This window comes from Luteipulveratus mongoliensis, from assembly GCF_001190945.1.
Lineage (GTDB): Bacteria > Actinomycetota > Actinomycetes > Actinomycetales > Dermatophilaceae > Luteipulveratus > Luteipulveratus mongoliensis.
In genome coordinates this window covers 4,480,862-4,502,264 of record NZ_CP011112.1, presented here as the reverse complement: position 1 = coordinate 4,502,264, position 21,403 = coordinate 4,480,862, and the positions used below count along the sequence as shown (strand labels likewise).

Below are 21,403 nucleotides of genomic sequence, written 5' to 3'. Positions count from 1 at the left end.
GCAACTGTGCTGGACGTCAACTTCTTCGACGAGCTGCGCATTGGCCTGGCCACCGCTGAGGACATCCGTACCTGGAGCCACGGCGAGGTCAAGAAGCCCGAGACCATCAACTACCGCACCCTGAAGCCGGAGAAGGACGGACTCTTCTGCGAGAAGATCTTCGGTCCGACCCGTGACTGGGAGTGCTACTGCGGCAAGTACAAGCGTGTCCGCTTCAAGGGCATCATCTGTGAGCGTTGTGGCGTCGAGGTCACTCGCTCGAGCGTGCGTCGTGAGCGGATGGGCCACATCGAGCTCGCCGCTCCGGTCACGCACATCTGGTACTTCAAGGGTGTCCCGAGCCGCCTCGGCTACCTGCTCGACCTGGCTCCGAAGGACCTCGAGAAGGTCATCTACTTCGCGGCCTACATGATCACGTCTGTCGACGAGGACCAGCGTCACGCTGACCTGCCCTCGCTCGAGGCGCAGATCGAGGTCGAGAAGAAGGAGATCGAGAACCGCCGCGACGGCGACATCAACACCCGCGCTTCCAAGCTCGAGGCTGACTTGGCCGAGCTCGAGAAGGAGGGCGCCAAGGCTGACGCCCGCCGCAAGGTGCGCGAGTCCGCCGAGCGCGAGATGAACCAGCTGCGCAAGCGCGCCGATCAGCAGATCGAGCGCCTCGAGCAGGTCTGGGACCGCTTCAAGAACCTCAAGGTCCAGGACCTCGAGGGCGATGAGGTCCTCTACCGCGAGATGCGTGACCGTTTCGGTCTGTACTTCGAGGGCGGCATGGGCGCCGCTGCACTGCAGAAGCGCCTGGAGACCTTCGACCTGGACGCCGAGGGCGAGACCCTGCGCGAGATCATCGCGACCGGCAAGGGCCAGAAGAAGACCCGTGCGCTGAAGCGTCTGAAGGTCGTCACGGCCTTCCAGCTCACCAAGAACCACCCCACGGGCATGGTCCTGGACTGCGTCCCGGTCATCCCGCCGGACCTGCGTCCGATGGTGCAGCTGGATGGTGGCCGCTTCGCGACCTCCGACCTCAACGACCTGTACCGCCGCGTGATCAACCGCAACAACCGACTCAAGCGTCTGCTCGACCTCGGTGCGCCGGAGATCATCGTCAACAACGAGAAGCGGATGCTCCAGGAGGCCGTCGACTCGCTGTTCGACAACGGCCGTCGTGGACGTCCGGTCACCGGTCCGGGCAACCGGCCGCTGAAGTCGCTGTCCGACATGCTCAAGGGCAAGCAGGGTCGTTTCCGTCAGAACCTGCTCGGTAAGCGCGTCGACTACTCCGGCCGTTCGGTCATCGTCGTCGGTCCGCAGCTGAAGCTGCACCAGTGTGGTCTGCCCAAGCAGATGGCGCTGGAGCTCTTCAAGCCGTTCGTGATGAAGCGTCTGGTCGACCTGGACCACGCGCAGAACATCAAGTCGGCCAAGCGCATGGTCGAGCGAGCCCGTCCGGTCGTGTGGGACGTCCTCGAAGAGGTCATCACCGAGCACCCGGTGCTGCTGAACCGTGCACCCACGCTGCACCGTCTGGGCATCCAGGCCTTCGAGCCGCAGCTGGTCGAGGGTAAGGCCATCCAGATCCACCCGCTCGTCTGCTCGGCGTTCAACGCTGACTTCGACGGTGACCAGATGGCCGTGCACGTGCCGCTGTCCGCAGAGGCACAGGCCGAGGCGCGCATCCTGATGCTGTCCTCGAACAACATCCTGAAGCCGGCCGACGGTCGCCCCGTGACCATGCCCACCCAGGACATGATCATCGGCCTGTTCCACCTCACCTCGCCGATCGACGAGGGCAAGGGCGCCGGTCGCCTGTTCTCCACGGTCGCCGAGGCAAGGATGGCGTTCGACGCGGGTGAGATCGAGCTCGGCTCGCTGGTCAAGATCCGTCTGCGTGACTTCGTGCCGTCCGACACCGCCGCCCTTCCTGAGGGCGTGGAGCTGGGCGACAACGGCATGGCCGATGAGGCTCTTGTCGAGACGACGCTGGGTCGCGCGATCTTCAACGACACGCTGCCCGAGGACTACGCGTACGTGAACCAGCCGGTCGACAAGAAGACGCTGTCGGCCATCGTCAACGACCTCGCCGAGCGTTACAGCAAGGTGCAGGTTGCGGCTTCGCTGGACGCGCTCAAGGAGACCGGGTTCCACTGGGCCACGCGCTCGGGCACCACGGTCGCCATCGGTGACGTCGTCATGCCGGGTCGCAAGGGCGAGATCCTTGAGGGCTACGAGGCCAAGGCCAACAAGGTCCAGCAGCAGTACGACCGCGGTCTGATCACCGACGACGAGCGTCGTCAGGAGCTCATCGAGATCTGGACGCAGGCTGCGAACGACGTCTCCAAGGAGATGGAGAACAACTTCCCGAAGAAGAACCCGATCTACCGCATGGTGGCGTCGGGTGCTCGAGGCAACTGGTTCCAGCTGCGTCAGCTTGCGGGTATGCGTGGTCTGATGGCCAACCCGAAGGGCGAGATCATCCCGCGCCCGATCATGGCCAACTTCCGCGAGGGCCTGTCGGTGCTGGAGTTCTTCATCTCCACGCACGGTGCTCGTAAGGGTCTGGCTGACACCGCGCTGCGTACGGCCGACTCGGGTTACCTGACCCGTCGTCTGGTCGACGTGTCGCAGGACGTCATCATCCGCGAGGAGGACTGCGGCACCGATCGCGGTCTGACGATGCCGATCGCGCAGACCAACGCGGCCGGTGAGCTGGTCGAGCACGACGACGTGGAGACCTCGGTCTACGCCCGTACGCTCGCCCAGGACGTCGAGGTCGACGGCACCGTGCTGGCCACGGGTGGCGCTGACCTGGGTGACGTCAACCTGGACAAGCTCCTCGCCGCTGGCGTGAAGGAAGTCAAGGTTCGTTCGGTCCTCACCTGTGAGTCCCGCGTCGGCACCTGTGCCAAGTGCTACGGACGGTCGCTGGCGACCGGTCTGCTGGTCGACATCGGTGAGGCTGTCGGCATCATCGCCGCTCAGTCGATCGGTGAGCCCGGCACCCAGCTGACGATGCGTACCTTCCACACCGGTGGTGCGGCTGGTGACGACATCACGCAGGGTCTGCCGCGTGTGGTGGAGCTCTTCGAGGCTCGTACTCCCAAGGGTGTTGCGCCGATCGCCGAGGCGACCGGTCGCGTACAGCTGGAGGAGACGGACAAGGCTCGTCGCATCCTGCTCACGCCGGACGACGGCTCCGAGGAGCACGCGTACCCGGTCAGCAAGCGTGCGCGCCTGCTGATCGAGGACGGCCAGCACGTCGAGGTCGGCACGCTGCTCGTGCAGGGTGCCATCGACCCCAAGCAGGTGCTGCGCATCCTGGGTGCTCGCGAGGTGCAGAAGCACCTCGTGGACGAGGTCCAGAGCGTGTACCGCCAGCAGGGTGTGTCGATCCACGACAAGCACATCGAGGTCATCGTGCGGCAGATGCTGCGTCGCGTGACGATCATCGACGCGGGTGACACCGACCTGCTTCCGGGCGAGCTGGCCGAGCGTGGCCGGTTCGAGGACTCCTCGCGCCGTTCGCTGGCCGAGGGTGGCCGTCCGGCTTCGGGTCGTCCCGAGCTGATGGGTATCACCAAGGCGTCGCTGGCCACGGACTCGTGGCTGTCGGCGGCATCGTTCCAGGAGACGACGCGAGTGCTCACCGAGGCGGCTATGCACGCCAAGAGCGACCCGCTGCTCGGCCTCAAGGAGAACGTCATCCTCGGAAAGCTCATCCCGGCGGGTACCGGCCTGACGCGCTACCGCAACGTCACGGTCGAGCCCACCGAGGAGGCCAAGGCTGCGCTGTACGCCCTGCCGGACTACCAGGCCTACGACTACCCGGTCTTCGGCCCGGGCAGTGGCGAGGCCGTCCGCCTGGACGACGCGTCGCTCGGTTTCACCGACAACTGAGTCTGACTGCTCGTACGACGAAGGGCGGCTCTCCCGAAAGGGAGGGCCGCCCTTCGTCGTCGCTCGACTTGAGGGTTGGTGCGGTGGAGCGCACTCTTCCTCACGTCGAACCGGTGCGGCCAGGGCGGCGAAGGTCAGCGGAAGGCGGCGATGACGTCGGCTGCGCGGTCCAGGGCTGAGGTGTCCGGCAGGTCGGGCAGGCGCAGGATGACCTCCTGAACGCCTGCATCGGCCAGCTGTCGACACCGACCGATCTGGTCGTCGACCGTGCCGGCGTTCATCTCGGCGGCGAAGCGTGCCGGATCGGCGCCGCGTGGGCGCAGCCGGCCGATGAGATCGTCGAGCTCGGCTGGCGTGCGGCCGATGAGCGCCGTGGTCAGGTGCGAGAGCTCCACCTCCCGACGCGACTCGGCGCAGTGCGCGGCGAGCACCCTGGCCTTGCGTGCGACTGTGCTCACGTCGCCGAGCACGTTGGCCGTGTCGGCGTACTGGGCGGCGAGCCGGAGCGTACGCCGCTCTCCGCCGCCTCCCAGGATGATGGGCACGTGCGCCTGGAGCGGACGCGGATATCCAGACGTATCAGGCAGATTCAGCGTCTGGCCACGGAACGGCTTGCCTCCCGGGCCCCAGAGCACGGGGAGCGCCTGCAACGCGTCCTCGAGCAGGGCGTACCGCTCGTTGCGAGAAGGGAAGGGCCAGCCGTACGCCTTGTGCTCGGCCTCGAACCACCCGAGCCCCAGCCCGCACACCGCACGGCCGCCGCTGAGCACGTCGAGCGTGGCGACGATCTTGGCGAGGTGACCCACGTTCCGGTACATCACGCCGGTGACCAGCGTGCCGAGTCGGACGCGCTCGGTGCAGGCGGCTAGCCAGGCTAGCGTCGTCCAGCTCTCCAGGAAGTCGTCCCAGGCGCGACCGACCTGTGGGATCTGCCGGAAGTGGTCCATCACGTAGATCGCGTCGAACCCGGCCCGCTCGGCGTCGGTTGCGACCTCGCGCAGCTGAGCCGACAGGTTCGCCGCCCCACCAGGAAAGCTCGAGAGATGCAGCCCGAAGCGTAGGCCGACCGGTTGGTCAGCCTGACGTTGTACGGCTTCGGCGGCATCGGTGAACTGAGCCCGGACCACGCGTACCGGCTCTGGCGTCAGGACCTGCGCGTAGCCCTCGCCCGCGAGCGCGTCCCGGACGGCCGGCCACGCGCGCAGCTGAGCCGTGAGCGCACTCGCCGGCACCGGATGTTGGCGTGACCGGTTGCGGGCGCGGCACTCCGTCGCTGGGGTGTCGAATACGACTGCGACACAGGGCATTTCGGCGTCAGCTGCCATTGAGCGCCAGTGCGAGCGGCGGTCGGCGTCGAGGCCTGTGGTGTCGACGACCGTCGTGAGACCGCGCGCGACCCGACGGGTGACGATCTCGTCCAGCAGCGCGAACGCGTCCGTGCTGGCGGCGATGTCGTCCGTCCCCGTGCCCACCACCGCGCGCAACGCATCACTCGAGACGATGGCGTGTCCGCCGAAGTGCTCGGCTGCCCACGTGGACTTCCCCGACCCCGACGGGCCGGCAAGGATCACCAGACAGGGCGACGGCAGCCGAGTGGTCACGGGCTCAGTCTCCCGCCTCCCACGCCCGGCGAACGGCGAACGGCGACTCAGGCAACCGGCTCCGGCGTGACAACCCGCCGGGCAGGTCGGTCCGCGGCAGCGACCGCGACGGCAGCGCTCAGTGCGGCGAGTGCTGCCAGACCGATCAGGATCGTGCTCTGCGACCAGACGTCGGTGAGCGCGGACGCGACCGTCGGCACGAAGAAGCCCAGGTAGGTCAGGCTGTAGAACACCGCGTTGGTCAGCGCGAGCTCACGTGGCCGAGCGGTGTGCTCGACGCGCGTCAGGCCGCCGACCAGTGTCATCCCGTAGCCACAGCCCAGGACGATGGCGCCGGCCATCGCGAGCAGCGGCGACCGCACCTGGGTCACGAGGGTAGTGAGCAGGACACCTGCGAGCGCTGCTCCCATCCCCATCACGCTGACGCGGCCCGGATGACGCGCCTCGATGCCTCGCGCCGGCTGCTGGACGAGCACGCCCGTCCCGAGGGTGAGCCCGGCCATCAGCCCGGTGAAGGCGATCGACAGCTCACCCGTCTGCTCGTGCACCAGGCTCGGCAGGATCACGATGCCGACCGTCGCACAGGTGAACACCCACGGCGCGACGGGCGCGATCCACGCCCAGAACCCGGCCGTGAGGACTGGGTGCCGATGGCGTACGACGGGGTCGGGTGTGGCGCTGCTCGCGCCGGTCGAGGGGAGAGCCGGCTCCGGCGTACGCCACACGACCGCGCCGATCGCGAGCATCAGGGCGACGTGCACGACGTACGGCAGGACCCTGGGTGCGGGCAGCCACTCGGCGAGGGCGCCGGAGATCAACGGTCCACCGCCGAAGCCTGCGGAGAGCGCGATCGCGGCTCGTCGAGCGCCGGTGCCGGTCGGTGCGCCTGCGGACAGCTCCTTGATCCACGTCGTGCCTGGCGCCATGGCCGCGCCCATACAGGCGCCGTAGAGGACCCGGCCGACGAACAACACCCACGTCTGCGACCCACCGACGGCGAGCAATACCGACGCTGCGACCGCTCCCACCACGACCGCTCGCACGATCACTCGGTGACCGAACCGGTTCGCGACCACAGCCGCGACGAGGAGCGCCGGGATCAACCCGAGGACATAGGCGGCGAACATCGCGGTGACCACGGTCTCCGAGAGGCCGTTCTCAGCGCGGTAGACGGGCAGGAGCGGCGCGAAGTGATTCGCACCCCAGCCGACCGCGAACAACGCGAGGGCAACTCGGAGCCACGGTTGCATTGAAGGGCTACGCACCCGGCCACGATGACATGACGACACTTCGGCGAGTGTCGAGGTATCAGGGCGCGGTCGAGGCGGTCACGACCTGAGGGACGGCCTCCGCGAGCGCCTCGCGCCAGTCGCGCAGCGGTGCGAGACCGGCCGCAGTCCACGCATCGTGACCGAGCACGCTGTACGCCGGTCGCGGCGCAGGGCGTTGGTACGCCTCCGCGGTCGTCGGCTGGATCCGGGCCGGATCGAGTCCGAGCTCCTCGAAGAGCGCTCGCGCCAGCGCGAACCAGGTCGTCTCGCCGGACGCCGTGGCGTGGTAGATGCCGTACGGCGCCTGGGCGTCGATGAGGCGGGCGAGCCCGTCGGCGAGGTCACGAGTCCAGGTCGGCTGGCCGCGCTGGTCGTCCACCACGCTCAGCTGGTCCCGCTCGCCGGCGAGGCGCGCGACGGTGCGCACGAAGCTCGGCCCACCGGCGCCGTACAGCCAGGCGGTCCGCACGATCCAGCTCGACGGACACAGGGCGCGCACGGCCCACTCGCCCGCGAGCTTGGTACGGCCGTACGCCGACCGCGGCCCGGTGGATGCGTCTTCGGCGTACGGGGTGGTTGCGTCTCCGGCGAAGACGTAGTCGGTCGAGACCTGCAGCATCGAAGCGCCAGCCGCCGATGCCGCCCGGGCGAGGTTGGCAGCGCCAGTTGCGTTGACAGCAAAGGCTTCTCGCTCAAGCGACTCGGCATCATCGACTGCGGTCCAGGCCGCCAGGTTGATGACCAGGTCGTGTCCGGCGACCGCGTCGTGGCAAGCGAGCGGATCGGTGACGTCGAGCTCAGCGCGCGTGGCTGCGGTCACGTCCCACCTCGCAGCCTGGGCCAGAGGCAGCAGATCGGCGCCCAGCATCCCGCCGGCACCGGCGACCAAGACGCGCACGGTCAGCGCCCGAGCCGGGAGTAGATGCGCTCGGCCTCGACCTTGGCGTCGCGCCACCACGACTCGTGCTCGCGGTACCAGTCGATCGTCGCGGCGAGGCCCGCTCGCAGGTCGCGGTAGCGCGGCTGCCAGTCCGTCTCGGCCCGCAGCTTGCTGGAGTCGATGGCGTAGCGCAGGTCGTGACCGGGCCGATCGTTGACGAGGTCAAACCAGTCTGCGGGCTTGCCCATCAGGTCCAGGAGCAGTGCGACGACATCGCGGTTGCTGGTCTCGCCGTCCGCGCCGATCAGGTAGGTCTCGCCGAGCCGCCCTTGCTCGAGGATCGCGATTACGGCGTCGTTGTGGTCATCGACGTGAATCCAGTCGCGCACGTTTGTGCCGGCGCCGTACAGCTTGGGCCGGACGCCGTCGAGGATTCCGGTGATCTGCCGCGGGATGAACTTCTCGACGTGCTGCCGGGGGCCGTAGTTGTTGGAGCAGCTGCTTAAGGTCGCCGGAATGGCGAACGAGCGGATCCACGCTCGTACCAACAGATCTGCGCTCGCCTTGGTCGCGGAGTACGGGCTGGACGGGTTGACCGGTGTGCCCTCGGTGAAGCGCGACGGATCGTCCAGGGCGAGGTCGCCGTAGACCTCGTCGGTCGAGATGTGGTGCAGCCGCGTGCCGTGCCGGCGTACGGCCTCCAAGACCCTGAACGTCCCGATGACGTTGGTGTCGACGAAAGGCCAGGGCTCATCGAGGCTGTTGTCGTTGTGCGACTCGGCGGCGAAGTGCACGACGACGTCGTGCTCAGCGACCAGCTGATCGACCAGATCCGGATCGGTGACCGATCCCTTGACCAGGTCGACCCGATCGGTGACCGGGTCGAGGGAGGCGGGATGGGCGGCGTACGTCAGGGCATCGAGCACCGTGATCTGCCAGTCGGGTCGACGCTCGCTCGCTCTCAGCACGAAACCCGACCCGATGAACCCCGCCCCACCTGTCACAAGCACCCTCATGGTCCGGACAGTAGCCCGTAGTCTCCGAGCATGAAGGGGATCGTGCTAGCAGGGGGCACGGGTACGAGGCTGCACCCGATCACTCAGGGCATCAGCAAGCAGCTCGTACCGGTCTATGACAAACCACTGGTCTACTACCCGATCTCGACGCTGATGCTGGCCGGGATCAACGACATCCTGATCATCACCACGCCGCAAGACCAGGAGCAGTTCCGGCGGCTTCTCGGCGACGGCAGCCAGTGGGGGATCCGCCTGACCTACGTCACGCAGCCGCGCCCGGAGGGCCTGGCGCAGGCGTTCGTCCTCGGTGCCGACTTCATCGGAGGCGACTCCGTCGCGCTGGTGCTCGGCGACAACCTGTTCTTCGGGCCCGGGCTCGGCACCCGTCTGTCGGACCACACGGACGTGGTCGGGGGCCAGATCTTCGCCTATCACGTGGCCGATCCGACGGCGTACGGCGTCGTGGAGTTCGGTGACGACGGAACCGTGCTCTCGATCGAGGAGAAGCCGGTGCAGCCGCGGTCGAGCTACGCCGTGCCGGGGCTGTACTTCTACGACAACGACGTCATCGAGATCGCCCGTGGCCTGACGCCGAGCGATCGCGGCGAGCTGGAGATCACGGGCGTCAACAACGCCTACCTCGAGCGCGGCACGCTCCGGGTCACCGTGCTGCCGCGTGGCACCGCCTGGCTGGACACCGGGACGTTCGCCGGCCTGATCGAGGCCAGTCAGTTCGTTCAGGTCGTGGAGGCCCGGCAGGGGCTCAAGGTCGGCTGCCCCGAGGAGGTCGCCTGGCGACAGGGCTGGCTGAGCGACACCGGCCTCGGCGAGCGGGCGGACGCGCTGGTCAAGAGCGGTTACGGCGCCTATCTGCACGAGCTGCTGCGCGAAGGCAAGGACACCTGATGGAGATCGAGCCGCTGCGGATCGAGGGCGCCTATCAGGTGACGCCGCGTCAGTTTCCCGACGACCGTGGGGTGTTCCTGGAGGCGTTCCGTGGTGATCTGCTGGCCGAGCTGACCGGCCATGAGATGCGGGTCCTGCAGACCAACGTCTCGGTGTCTGCGCGCGGTGCGCTGCGCGGTATCCACTACGCCGATGTGCCGCCGTCGCAGGCGAAGTACGTCACGGCGCTCAGCGGCTCGTTCTTGGACTTCGTCGTCGACATCCGCGTCGGTTCACCGACGTTCGGCCAGTGGCAGAGCGTCCTGCTCGACACGGTCGACCGCCGGGCGGTCTACCTCTCAGAGGGCCTGGGTCATGCGCTGTGCGCGCTGGAGGACGGCTCGACCGCGCACTACCTGTGCAGCGCGGCATACAACCCGACGCGTGAGCACGGCCTTCACCCGTTGGACCCCGCCATCGGGCTCGAGCTGCCCGACGGGCTCGAGCCGACCTTGTCCCCGAAGGACGCGGCGGCCCCCACCCTGGAGGACGCACGCGCGGCCGGGCTGCTGCCGTCGTACGACGCCTGCCGCGCGTTCAGGACGGAGCTGGGTTCAGCCCCGTGACCCGGCCGCGGCGCGGTCCTGGGCCATCAGGGAGTCGTAGGTCACGTAGTAGGTCGGGCGTGCCTGCTGGGTGGAGTAGATGCGGCCGACGTACTCACCGAGAATGCCGAGGCACAGCAGCTGGAACGCGGCGAAACCCGCGACGATGACGACCGTCGAGGTCCAGCCCGAGATCGGGTTGCCGAGGACCTTGCCGATGACGGCATAGGCGAGCAGCACGGCCGCGAGCAGGAACCCGCCGAGGCCGAACCACGTGGCCAGGCGCAGGGGAGCGAGGCTGAGTCCGGTGAGGGAGTCCAGGGACAGCCGCAGCATCTTGGACAGCGGGTACTTCGAGCTGCCCGCCGCGCGAGCATCACGGCGATAGGTGACCTCTGTCGAGGGGAAGCCGAGCGTCGGGATGATCAGGCGCAGCACCCGGTGCTGCTCGGGCAGGGCATTGACGGCATCGACCGTGGCCCGGGACATCAGCCGGAAGTCCCCGGCGTCCATGCGGATGGAGTCGCCGCCCACCAGCCGCATCAGGCGGTAGAACGCCCGCGCCGTGGTGCGCTTGAAGGCGCTGTCCGTGCTGCGGTCACCCCGGACGCCGTAGACCACATCGACGTCCTGGTCCTGGCCGGCTCGAACCATCTCGGCGATGACCTCAGGCGGGTCCTGCAGGTCCGCATCGATGGTGGCGACCCAGCCGCCACGGGCATTGGCGAGACCGGCCGAGATGGCCGCCTGATGGCCGGAGTTGGCCCGCAGCCGGATGACCCGCAGCTCGGGCCACGTGCGTCTGAAGCGCTGCAGCAGGACCGGCGTCTGATCGGCCGAGCCGTCGTCCACGACGAGGACCTCGTAGGCGGCTTCGAGTCCGTCGAGGGTAGGGCGCAGCCGCTCAACGAAGAGGGTGATGACCTCCTCCTCGTTGTACATGGGTACGACGACCGTCAGATCGGGGGTCATGACGCCGACCGTCGCGGCGGCGGGAGCAGCTGCCAAGCCGTCGCCGATCCGTCCTTCGCGTGGTATCGCGCCCTCGCGTACGGCGCGAGCGACACGGTGTGCGGCACCTGGTTGTCGGAGTAGGCCCAACGAACGCCCTTGTCCCACAACAACATCCGCGCCTTGGCCGTCGGCCTGGTGAAGAAGCCGTCGTTGAGCCGTTGGAGCGGCTGGTTCCAGAACGGCAACGTCATGGACAGACGACCTTGCGGAGCGAGCCGACTGACCGTGGGGGAGTAGCCCCATCCCTCGAGAAGCACCTGACGCTCGCTGAACGCCGCCACGACGAACCGGCGGTTGTCGCAGCGCCCCGGCTCAGGGTTCGGTGTCATGCAGTGACGGTTGCTCATCACCAGGTCATGGCCACGGGAGTGGTTGCGGATGAACCGCGCGGTGTCGATCTGGCCCTGACTGACCGCGCCGGGGGCCCCGAGACTGACGCTGTGGGTACGTGGCAGGGGGTCGCCCCAGGTGTCCATCATGGCGATCGTGCCCGAGGAGAGAATGGCGGCTGCCACGGCCCCGAGGCCTATTCGAAGCCGCAGGGCCGGCCGGACCAGCGCGGTGGCGACCAGGCCGGCGACAGCGGCGATGCCCAGCGCGACGAGCATGATCCGTGCGGCCGAGCCCGGGTCGTCGTGTCGGACGTTGCCGGCAATGATCGTCGGCAGCGCATAGACAGCCAGTCCGCCAGCAACGGCGATCAGCGCGAGTACGGCCTTCTGGCGCCGACCGACGGTCCGCAGGAGTACGGCCACTCCGAGTGCCGACCCGACAGCTCCTAGCGGGTATGCGGACACCAGGAAGTAGTACTGGCTCGCGCCGGGTTGCACGAACAGGGCCGGGGCGCAGCTGCCGGCGATGGTGCCGCCGATGAGGACCCACGTGATCGGATCCCGCCGACCATCCGTGGTGGAGGAGCGGAACGGGAGCGCGAACGCCAGCGCCCCGCGGGACATGCCGGCAACAAGCAGGTAGATGACAATGACGGCGTGCGCCGCGCGCGACTGCGCTACTCCGAGCAGCCCGCCCATCATGGTCATGTGCGCGGCGGCGTCCGGGTTGTAGGTCAGCCCCGCCGCCGAGCCGCCGAAGATGATCCGGACGGTCAGCATCAGCGCTGCGCACAGCACGACAAAGTCGAGCAGGACCAGGCGAGCCACCGTGCGCCGCCAGAGCAGCATCGCCACGAGTGCCAGGCCAGTGCCCGCGATCACCAAGGGTGTCGTCGACCCCTTGGTGCCGCTAGCGAGGACGGTGAGAGCGATCAGGGCGATCATCGAGCCGGACCGGGCCTGGCCCCGCCACCGCATCGCCAGTACTGCGACGAGCGACAGCAGGACCGGCACGCTGAGGCCCAGCGTCGGGGAGTCCGGCGTGAAGGGCAGGTGGTTGCCGGGAATCGCCCAGGGGTTGGCCTTTCCGCCGATCATGACGATGCCTGCAGCCAGCGTCGCGACCCACGGCTTGCCCGACAGGCGCAGGGCCAGTGCAGCGGTCGAAGCGACGGTGAGGACGGGCACGATCGTCGGCAGGAGCCGCAGGTCTACCTGGTCGAGACCCAGACCCGAGGACGCCGTGACCTGGGCCATCCACACGTGTGTCAGCCAGTGGTACTCCAGCGGCTCGGTCGACACGAACGGCCACGCGGTGGGCCCGCGGTGCAGCATCTGCCCGGCCAGGGCGATGTGGAAGTACTGGTCGACCTGTGGGGCGCCTGGCCCGTCCGGCCAGGTCACGCGGTTCTGCCGGGCGAAGGTGAGCAGCTGCGGCAGCGCAGCGAGCGCGAACGCGGCGACCCCTGCACCCATCCACCAGGGCACCGGCTCCCAGCGAGCCTCCACGATGCGTCGTCGTGTGACAGGGGTGGCAATGAGAGCTGCGGCTACTGCCAGGGGCAGGACCACGGACGGCCATCGCGCGTCGAGGTAGCCGCCAACGATCTGGGACAGCACGGCGAGCCCGATCCCGAGGCTGAAGCCCAGAGCGACGTCCTCGAGCAGCCAGCCGCGGCGAGGGCGCAGACAGCGCCACAGGAGCGCGCCGGGCAGGACCTGTGTCACGCCGATCATCACGAGGGCGAGCAGCCCGGGACCGAACGGCAGGCCGTACGACGCGGTGTAGGTCAGGAATACGAGGGTGCCGACCGGCAGCCAGAGGGTGCCGAGCACCTGACTGAGCTCCGGCAGACCGGCTCGTCTGAGCGCGACAGCGTCCGCTGACATGCGAAATCGTGACCTTCCCCGTCAGGATGAGCCCCCCGCGCATCCCCTTGCCGTGGGATCTTAAGCGATCCGCCTGCGCAGACGTGTGACCGACCGTCAAAGCGCTCGGCGTGGCGTCTGTCACTGGCGTCCACTCCGGCCCGGTCATTCGATTTGGATGCCTGCGCCACGGGCCGGTACCCTTGACGCTCGTGCGTGGGTTTCTCCATGCCCAGCTGGTCGCCCCCGGTCTCGTACTGGGTGAGGTCAGTCAGCACGATCCCTCGCCGGGCGTCTGCAGGCATCTGCCTGACAGGAGTGCAGGGGAGGGCGCCGGTCCGACACACCCGACCTCGTGGGTCGCGTCAGCGGATCGGACCAACCAAGGAGTCGGGGAGCGGGCGCACCACGCCTGCTGCCCGGCAGACAAGACAACGACAAGGTCGGAGAACAGGTTGCCTACCATCAACCAGCTCGTCCGTAAGGGTCGCCAGGACAAGGCCACCAAGGCCTCCACCCCGGCTCTTAAGGGCAGCCCCCAGCGACGCGGCGTGTGCACGCGCGTCTACACCACGACGCCGAAGAAGCCGAACTCCGCGCTGCGCAAGGTCGCTCGCGTGAAGCTCACCTCGGGCGTCGAGGTCACCGCTTACATCCCGGGCGTCGGTCACAACCTGCAGGAGCACTCGATCGTGCTCGTGCGTGGCGGCCGTGTGAAGGACCTTCCCGGTGTGCGCTACAAGATCATCCGCGGCTCCCTCGACACCCAGGGTGTCAAGGGTCGCCAGCAGGCTCGTAGCCGCTACGGCGCCAAGAAGGAGAAGAAGTAATGCCTCGCAAGGGACCCGCGCCCAAGCGCCCCCTGGTCGTCGACCCGGTCTACGGCTCGCCGCTGGTGACCCAGCTGGTCAACAAGATCCTCCTGGACGGCAAGAAGTCCACCGCTGAGCGCATCGTCTACGGCGCGCTGGAGGGCTGCAAGGAGAAGACGGGCACGGACCCGGTTGTCACGCTCAAGCGTGCGCTGGACAACGTCAAGCCCGCCCTCGAGGTCAAGTCCCGCCGTGTCGGTGGTGCGACCTACCAGGTGCCGATCGAGGTCAAGCCCAACCGTGCCGTGACGCTGTCGCTGCGCTGGTTGGTCGGCTACGCGCGTCAGCGTCGCGAGAAGTCGATGACCGAGCGCCTCATGAACGAGATCCTCGACGCGTCCAACGGCCTGGGTGCCGCGGTGAAGCGTCGCGAGGACACGCACAAGATGGCCGAGTCGAACAAGGCCTTCGCGCACTACCGCTGGTGATGTCCCGTACGCCGGTCGCCCCCCTCGGTGCGTACCGCGCGCCAGGCGCGTGACCGGCGTACGACACCCATCGCAACGAACCCGCCCGCAAAACGGCCCGCAAGAGACGAGAAGAGACTCACGTGGCACTCGACGTGCTGACCGACCTCAACAAGGTCCGCAACATCGGCATCATGGCGCACATCGATGCCGGCAAGACCACGACGACCGAGCGCATCCTGTTCTACACGGGCGTCAACCACAAGATCGGTGAGACGCACGACGGTGCCTCGACCACTGACTGGATGGAGCAGGAGAAGGAGCGCGGCATCACGATCACGTCTGCCGCGGTCACCAGCTTCTGGGGCGACAACCAGATCAACATCATCGACACCCCCGGGCACGTCGACTTCACGGTCGAGGTGGAGCGCTCGCTGCGCGTCCTCGACGGCGCCGTGGCCGTCTTCGACGGCAAGGAGGGTGTCGAGCCCCAGTCCGAGACCGTCTGGCGTCAGGCCGACAAGTACGACGTCCCCCGCATCGCGTTCGTCAACAAGATGGACAAGATGGGCGCGGACTTCTACTTCACCGTGCAGACCGTGAAGGACCGCCTCGGCGCCGAGCCGCTCGTGCTCCAGCTGCCGATCGGGTCCGAGGCCGACTTCGTCGGTGTCGTCGACCTCGTCGAGATGCGTGCCCTGGTGTGGCCCGGTGACTCCAAGGGTGACGTCACCATGGGTGCGAAGTACGAGATCCAGGAGATCCCGGCCGACCTGCAGGAGAAGGCGCAGGAGTACCGCCAGGCACTCGTCGAGCGCGTGGCCGAGGCCGATGACGCTCTCATGGAGAAGTACCTCGAGGGCAACGAGCTCACGGTCGCCGAGATCAAGGGCGCCATCCGCAAGCTCACGGTCCGCTCCGAGCTCTACCCGATCCTGTGTGGCTCGGCGTTCAAGAACCGCGGCGTGCAGCCGATGCTGGACGCGGTCGTGGACTTCCTGCCGTCGCCGCTGGACGTGCCCCCGATGATCGGCCACAAGCCGGGCGCCGAGGGTGAGGAGATCACTCGCGAGCCCAGCAAGGACGCGCCGTTCTCGGCTCTGGCCTTCAAGGTCGCCTCGCACCCGTTCTTCGGCACCCTGACGTTCATCCGCGTCTACTCCGGTCGCATCGGGGCCGGTAGCGCCGTGGCGAACTCGACCAAGGGCAAGAAGGAGCGCGTTGGCAAGCTCTTCCAGATGCACGCCAACAAGGAGAACCCGGTCGAGGAGGCCGTGGCCGGCCACATCTACGCGGCCATCGGTCTGAAGGACACCACGACCGGCGACACGCTCTGCGACCCGAACGAGCAGATCGTGCTCGAGTCGATGACGTTCCCGGAGCCGGTCATCCACGTGGCCATCGAGCCCAAGACCAAGGGTGACCAGGAAAAGCTCTCCATCGCCATCCAGAAGCTCGCGCAGGAGGACCCGACATTCTCGGTCCGCCAGGACGAGGAGACCGGCCAGACCATCATCGGCGGCATGGGCGAGCTGCACCTCGACATCCTGGTCGACCGCATGAAGCGGGAGTTCAAGGTCGAGGCCAACGTCGGTGCGCCGCAGGTGGCCTACCGCGAGACGATCCGTCGCTCGGTCGAGAAGTACAGCTACACCCACAAGAAGCAGACCGGTGGGTCGGGTCAGTTCGCCAAGGTGCAGGTCACGCTCGAGCCGCTGGACACGACCGAGGGCGAGCTCTACGAGTTCGAGAACGCCGTCTCCGGTGGTCGTATCCCGCGCGAGTACATCCCGTCGGTCGACCAGGGCATCCAGGAGGCCATGCAGCTCGGTGTCCTCGCCGGTTACCCCCTGGTGGGCATCAAGGTGACGCTGCTCGATGGCGCCTACCACGACGTCGACTCCTCGGAGATGGCGTTCAAGATCGCCGGCTCGATGGTCCTCAAGGAGACCGTCCGCAAGGCCGACCCGGTCCTGCTCGAGCCGACGATGGCCGTCGAGGTGCGTACGCCCGAGGAGTACATGGGCGACGTCATCGGCGACATCAACTCCCGCCGTGGTCAGATTCAGGCCATGGAGGACATCAGCGGTGCAAAGGTCGTCAAGGGCCTGGTTCCGCTGTCCGAGATGTTCGGGTATGTCGGCGACCTGCGTTCCAAGACGCAGGGTCGTGCCAACTACACGATGCAGTTCGACTCCTACGTCGAGGTTCCCAAGAACGTCGCCGAGGAGATCATCAAGAAGATCCGGGGCGAGTGACGCGTATCCTCGCGTCAGCCCACCGGTAAGGAAAGAGAAACCCACCCGGCGCCGCCCCGGCGTCCGACACAGTCCTTGAAGGAGGACCTCAAGTGGCTAAGGCCAAGTTCGAGCGGACCAAGCCGCACGTCAACATCGGCACCATCGGTCACGTCGACCACGGTAAGACGACGCTGACGGCTGCGATCACCAAGGTGCTGGCGGACAAGTTCCCCGACCTGAACACCGCCTCGGCGTTCGACCAGATCGACAACGCCCCCGAGGAGAAGCAGCGCGGTATCACGATCAACGTGTCCCACCAGGAGTACGAGACGGAGTCGCGTCACTACGCGCACGTCGATGCTCCGGGCCACGCTGACTACGTGAAGAACATGATCACCGGTGCGGCTCAGATGGACGGCGCGATCCTCGTGGTCGCCGCCACCGACGGTCCGATGCCGCAGACCCGCGAGCACGTGCTGCTCGCTCGCCAGGTGGGCGTGCCCTACATCCTGGTGGCGCTGAACAAGGCCGACATGGTCGACGACGAGGAGATCCTCGAGCTCGTCGAGATGGAGGTCCGCGAGCTGCTGTCCAGCCAGGAGTTCGACGGCGACAACGCCCCGGTCGTGCGTGTCTCGGCGCTGAAGGCGCTCGAGGGCGACGCGGAGTGGACGAAGTCGGTCGAAGAGCTCATGGACGCGGTTGACGAGTCGATCCCGGACCCGGTCCGCGACATCGAGAAGCCCTTCCTGATGCCGATCGAGGACGTCTTCACGATCACCGGTCGTGGCACCGTCGTCACCGGTCGTATCGAGCGCGGCGTGCTCAACGTCAACGAAGAGGTCGAGATCGTCGGCATCAAGGAGACCTCGTCGAAGACGACGGTCACCGGTATCGAGATGTTCCGCAAGCTGCTCGACGAGGGTCGTGCGGGCGAGAACGTCGGCCTGCTCCTGCGTGGCACCAAGCGCGAGGACGTCGAGCGCGGCCAGGTTGTCGTCAAGCCCGGCTCGATCACGCCGCACACCGAGTTCGACGCTCAGGTCTACATCCTGGGCAAGGACGAGGGTGGCCGTCACACGCCGTTCTACGACAACTACCGTCCCCAGTTCTACTTCCGTACGACGGACGTGACTGGTGTCGTGCACCTGCCCGAGGGTGTCGAGATGGTCATGCCTGGTGACAACACCGACATGCGCGTTGAGCTGATTCAGCCCATCGCCATGGAGGAGGGCCTTCGCTTCGCTATCCGCGAGGGTGGCCGCACCGTTGGCGCCGGCCGGGTCGTCAAGATCCTCAAGTGATCTGAGCTCGCCTCGGCGAGCGACCTGAGAGGGGCTCGAGTCTTCGGACTCGGGCCCCTCTCGCATGCCGCTCGCGGCAATTCTTTCTGGTCGACCGCTGGGTTAGAAGATCGCGCTTCAGGCGTCGAAGTGCCGTGCTACTTTTCGCCGACTTTTGTGTTCAACAGGGGGCCTTTGAAATGTCAGTACGTGGTGCGCTCGTGCGCTTGTGGGTCGTGGTGCTGGCCTTTGCCGGTCTGTCAGCGGGAGCATCCGTCGCCACCGCAGCGGCGCCGCGGCCCGCCGGTCTGTCCGCGACCGTGAGCTCGGAGATCGGCTATGGGTACGTCCCGATGAGTCCGTACCGCGCGGTCGACACCCGCGTCGGTCGCGGAGCGCACCGTCTGACGGCAGGTCAGACGGTCGATGTTGCGATGGACCCGTCAGCACAGATCCCGGACGGCGCGAGCGCCGTCGTGGTCAACGTGAGCGCGATCGGCCCGTCTGCGTCGGGCTACGTCAACGTCGTGCCGTGGGACGGGAGCGTGTCGAACGCGCAGAGCACCCTGCATGTCCAGAAAGGCCAAGCCACCACCAACGAAGCGATCGTGCGGCTGACGTCGAACCAGCAGCTGAGCGTCTTCAGCTCAGTCGCATCCGACGTCCTCATCGACGTCCTGGGCTACTTCGAGAAGGGTGCTGCTTATCGTCCGACGATGCCGGCCCGGGTGCGTGACACCCGCACGTCCGGCCCTGTGCCGACAGCTGGATCGACGACGACGGTGCAGATCACGGGTAAGGCCGGAGTACCGACGACAGGCGTCGCCGCAGTGGTACTCAACGTGGGGGCGATATCGGGCAGCACCGGGTGGTTGTCGACCTTCCCGAGCGGTACGACGCGCTCATCGTTCCCTGCTCTCGTGACCTACGGCGCGCCACGGTCGGGGCTCACCGTCAGCAAGGTGGGATCCGGCGGAGCGGTCAGCATCTACAGCTCGCAAGGAACCCACCTCGTGGTAGACGTCCTCGGCTGGGTACCGACCGCGGGGTCTGACTACGTGCCGATCGCACCAGCGCGCCTTGCCGACTCCCATTCCGGGGTGGGCGTCCCGAAGGCCCGTCTGGCGGCTGGGGCCACGACCATGCTCACGGTCGCCGGTCACGGAGGCGTCCCGGCGACCGGTGTGCGGGCGGTCCAGCTGACCGTCCGTGCGGTCGATCCGGCGTCTGCCGGCTGGCTGCGCGTCGGTCCGAACACAGGCACTTCCACGCTGAACTTCCCAGCGCACCTGTCGCTCATGAACTCCACGACGGTGGCGCCGAACGCGGACGGCAAGGTCGAGATCTACAACTCAGCGGCGACTGATCTCATCGTCGACGTCATCGGATACGTCAAGGACCTCGCGAGGCCGTTGCAGGTGGATCCGAAGCCGCTCCGTGAGGTCTGGCAGGGGCAGACGTACGAGGACCTGATCACGCCCATGGGCGGACGGCAGCCGTACCGATGGAGCGTCGTCAGCGGCTCGCCGCCACCGGGCCTGGTCCTGGCCGGCTCGGGTTACGACGATGCGGATCACCTCACAGGCGCGACCGATCGTACGGGCACCTGGACGTTCACCGTCCAGGTCGATGACGCCTCCGGCCAGCGAGCCTCTCGCACCTACACGATCGACGTGACACCACAGGCCGGGCATGACGTCGACGTTGTCGCGGGTGACCGGCACAGCTGCGCTCGCCAGTCGAGCGGTGCGGTGTACTGCTGGGGCGCGGGTGCGCACGGTCAGCTGGGCAACGGTTCGACGAGCGGATCGGCCAAGCCAGTCGCCGTCACCGGGTTGTCGGACGTGGTCCAGCTCTCCGCCGGCGGCGACCAGACCTGCGCCCTGATGCGTGATGGTGCAGTGAAGTGCTGGGGTCTGCGCCTGCCGGGCGCAAGCCCTGTGGAGTCGAGCACGCCCGTGGCCGTCAATGGCCTGGCCGGCGCCGCACTGCAGATCGCGGTCGGCACTCAGCATGCCTGCGCTGCGCTGACGAGTGGTGCCGTGCAGTGCTGGGGTGCCAACGACAAGGGCCAGTCGGGTCACGAAGGCCCGGGCACGCTGACGCCGACCACGATCACTGGCCTTGGCGTCAAGGCCAACTACGTCGGAGCTGGCGCTGGGCACAGCTGTGCGATCGGTATCGACGCGTCGACCTGGTGCTGGGGCGCCAACGACCGCAACCAGTTCGGCAACCGCAGCACGGTCGGCTCAACGTCACCAACGCGTGCGGCGGTGACAGCCCCGTACGCCGCGCGGGTCGACGCGGGTGGCAACAGTACGTGCCTGCTCGACGCGAACCAGAGCCGGTGCTTCGGCCAGAACGACCTGGGGCAGGCGGGTGTCGGCAGCACGACGGACGTCATCGCGCCGTCCCGCAGCCTCCCGCAGGCGGTGCCAGCCGCGTCCATCTCGACGACGCACTCGTGTCGGGTCGATCGGTGGTACGCCGTCGTCTGCTCCGGCAGCAATAGGTCGGGTCAGCTGGGGGACGGCACGACAGAGTCTCGGACCTCTCCGGTGACAGCCTCGATTTCTGGCTCTGCGTCCTCGGTCGCCGCAGGGACTGCGCACAGCTGCGCGGCAGTGCGGGCTGCGGAGCTGACGGTCTACTGCTGGGGTGGCAACGACGATGGCCAGCTCGGCATCGGCACGACGGACGGCTCGACCAAGCCGGTGAAGGTGGTCTTCCCGACGCCCTAGCCGGTCCGGCCCGGGCGTCGGCAGTCTTCCGTCCGGGGCCGAACGCTGGCAGGCTGCCTGGCATGGCCGATCCGTTCGAGGTGCTCAACAAGTCGCAGAAGGCTGCGGTCAAGCTCGCCATGGAGTCGCTGCGCACGATGCGCGACACCGCGGTCACCGGCGTGACTGCTCCCGATGAGCTGCTGAGGCAGGTCACCGAGCTTGCCGGCGCCCTCACTGGACTGGCCGGTGTGACCGCTCAGCCGCTGCAGGACTTCATCGTTCGCCAGCGTGAGCTCGCGGAGTCGATCTCGGCACTCGCGGAGGCCCAGGAGCAGCTGGCCGGCCTCGCCGCAGACATGGCGGAGAAGCACGCTGCCACAGTCACCGCGCTGGAGAAGATGACCGCCCCGTTCTTCGCGCTCGCCGGCACCGAGCCGACACCACCGACGCGTCGGAAGCCGACGGCCTGACCAAGGGGGCGTTGGCCCCGGTGTCATGAGAAGTGGCCCGA

General features: G+C 67.7%; 15 protein-coding genes. 9 read left to right on the top strand and 6 right to left on the bottom strand.

The features are described 5' to 3' along the window. Positions 1–6 precede the first annotated feature (6 nt). A complete protein-coding gene (locus tag VV02_RS21330) occupies positions 7–3,894 on the top strand; it encodes a DNA-directed RNA polymerase subunit beta' (protein WP_052594872.1) in 3,888 nt (1,295 codons plus the stop codon). Positions 3,895–4,028: 134 nt separating this feature from the next. On the opposite strand, the gene VV02_RS21325 is transcribed toward VV02_RS21330, so the two are convergent. From VV02_RS21325 to rfbB, 4 genes are read right to left on the bottom strand one after another with little or no spacing between them, the layout of a single operon-like run. Continuing rightward, positions 4,029–5,495 (bottom strand): TIGR03560 family F420-dependent LLM class oxidoreductase, encoded by a 1,467-nt coding sequence (locus tag VV02_RS21325; RefSeq protein WP_218917451.1) that lies wholly within the window; start codon positions 5,493–5,495, stop codon positions 4,029–4,031. Between the two features lie 47 nt (positions 5,496–5,542). Beyond that, the gene (locus tag VV02_RS21320; RefSeq protein ID WP_157063492.1) at positions 5,543–6,760 is read right to left on the bottom strand and encodes an MFS transporter; all 1,218 of its coding nucleotides are present in this window, start codon (positions 6,758–6,760) and stop codon (positions 5,543–5,545) included. Between the two features lie 43 nt (positions 6,761–6,803). Beyond that, complete coding sequence (gene rfbD, locus VV02_RS21315; RefSeq protein WP_083450340.1) at positions 6,804–7,664, bottom strand: dTDP-4-dehydrorhamnose reductase; 861 nt, start codon at positions 7,662–7,664, stop codon at positions 6,804–6,806. Positions 7,665–7,666: 2 nt separating this feature from the next. After that, positions 7,667–8,662, bottom strand: coding sequence for a dTDP-glucose 4,6-dehydratase (gene rfbB, locus VV02_RS21310; RefSeq protein ID WP_052594868.1), 996 nt, complete (start codon positions 8,660–8,662; stop codon positions 7,667–7,669). 30 nt (positions 8,663–8,692) lie between these two features. Between rfbB and rfbA the strand changes: the two genes are divergently transcribed. Together rfbA and VV02_RS21300 are read left to right on the top strand one after the other, a co-directional pair. Beyond that, complete coding sequence (rfbA, locus tag VV02_RS21305; protein WP_052594866.1) at positions 8,693–9,568, top strand: glucose-1-phosphate thymidylyltransferase RfbA; 876 nt, start codon at positions 8,693–8,695, stop codon at positions 9,566–9,568. After that, positions 9,568–10,173, top strand: a complete 606-nt coding sequence (locus VV02_RS21300) for a dTDP-4-dehydrorhamnose 3,5-epimerase family protein (RefSeq protein ID WP_052594864.1) — start codon at positions 9,568–9,570, stop codon at positions 10,171–10,173. The genes rfbA and VV02_RS21300 overlap by 1 nt, the downstream gene beginning before the upstream one ends. Here VV02_RS21300 and VV02_RS21295 read toward each other — a convergent pair. Beyond that, positions 10,162–11,124 carry a glycosyltransferase family 2 protein gene (locus tag VV02_RS21295; protein ID WP_052597377.1) on the bottom strand — a complete coding sequence of 321 codons (963 nt, stop codon included), beginning with the start codon at positions 11,122–11,124 and terminating at the stop codon, positions 10,162–10,164. The two genes, VV02_RS21300 and VV02_RS21295, sit on opposite strands and share 12 nt — an antisense overlap. Continuing rightward, positions 11,121–13,388, bottom strand: a complete 2,268-nt coding sequence (locus VV02_RS21290; protein ID WP_052594862.1) for a hypothetical protein — start codon at positions 13,386–13,388, stop codon at positions 11,121–11,123. Before VV02_RS21290 ends, VV02_RS21295 begins: the two co-directional genes overlap by 4 nt. A 434-nt stretch (positions 13,389–13,822) precedes the next feature. Here VV02_RS21290 and rpsL point away from each other — a divergent pair, with 434 nt between their 5' ends. The 6 genes from rpsL (at position 13,823) to VV02_RS21260 (ending at position 21,362) form a co-directional block, all read left to right on the top strand. Further along, complete coding sequence (gene rpsL, locus VV02_RS21285) at positions 13,823–14,197, top strand: 30S ribosomal protein S12 (RefSeq protein WP_052594860.1); 375 nt, start codon at positions 13,823–13,825, stop codon at positions 14,195–14,197. Next, positions 14,197–14,667: a 30S ribosomal protein S7 gene (rpsG, locus tag VV02_RS21280; protein ID WP_052594857.1), complete on the top strand. Its 471-nt coding sequence runs from the start codon at positions 14,197–14,199 to the stop codon at positions 14,665–14,667. Before rpsL ends, rpsG begins: the two co-directional genes overlap by 1 nt. A 122-nt stretch (positions 14,668–14,789) precedes the next feature. Beyond that, on the top strand, positions 14,790–16,904 hold the full coding sequence (fusA, locus tag VV02_RS21275) for an elongation factor G (protein WP_052594855.1): 2,115 nt from the start codon (positions 14,790–14,792) through the stop codon (positions 16,902–16,904). A gap of 92 nt (positions 16,905–16,996) precedes the next feature. Beyond that, the gene (tuf, locus tag VV02_RS21270) at positions 16,997–18,190 is read left to right on the top strand and encodes an elongation factor Tu (RefSeq protein ID WP_052594854.1); all 1,194 of its coding nucleotides are present in this window, start codon (positions 16,997–16,999) and stop codon (positions 18,188–18,190) included. A gap of 200 nt (positions 18,191–18,390) precedes the next feature. Then, positions 18,391–20,910 carry an RCC1 domain-containing protein gene (locus VV02_RS21265; RefSeq protein ID WP_157063491.1) on the top strand — a complete coding sequence of 840 codons (2,520 nt, stop codon included), beginning with the start codon at positions 18,391–18,393 and terminating at the stop codon, positions 20,908–20,910. A gap of 62 nt (positions 20,911–20,972) precedes the next feature. Beyond that, positions 20,973–21,362, top strand: a complete 390-nt coding sequence (locus VV02_RS21260; RefSeq protein ID WP_052594850.1) for a hypothetical protein — start codon at positions 20,973–20,975, stop codon at positions 21,360–21,362. The last annotated feature ends 41 nt before the right edge of the window (positions 21,363–21,403 follow it).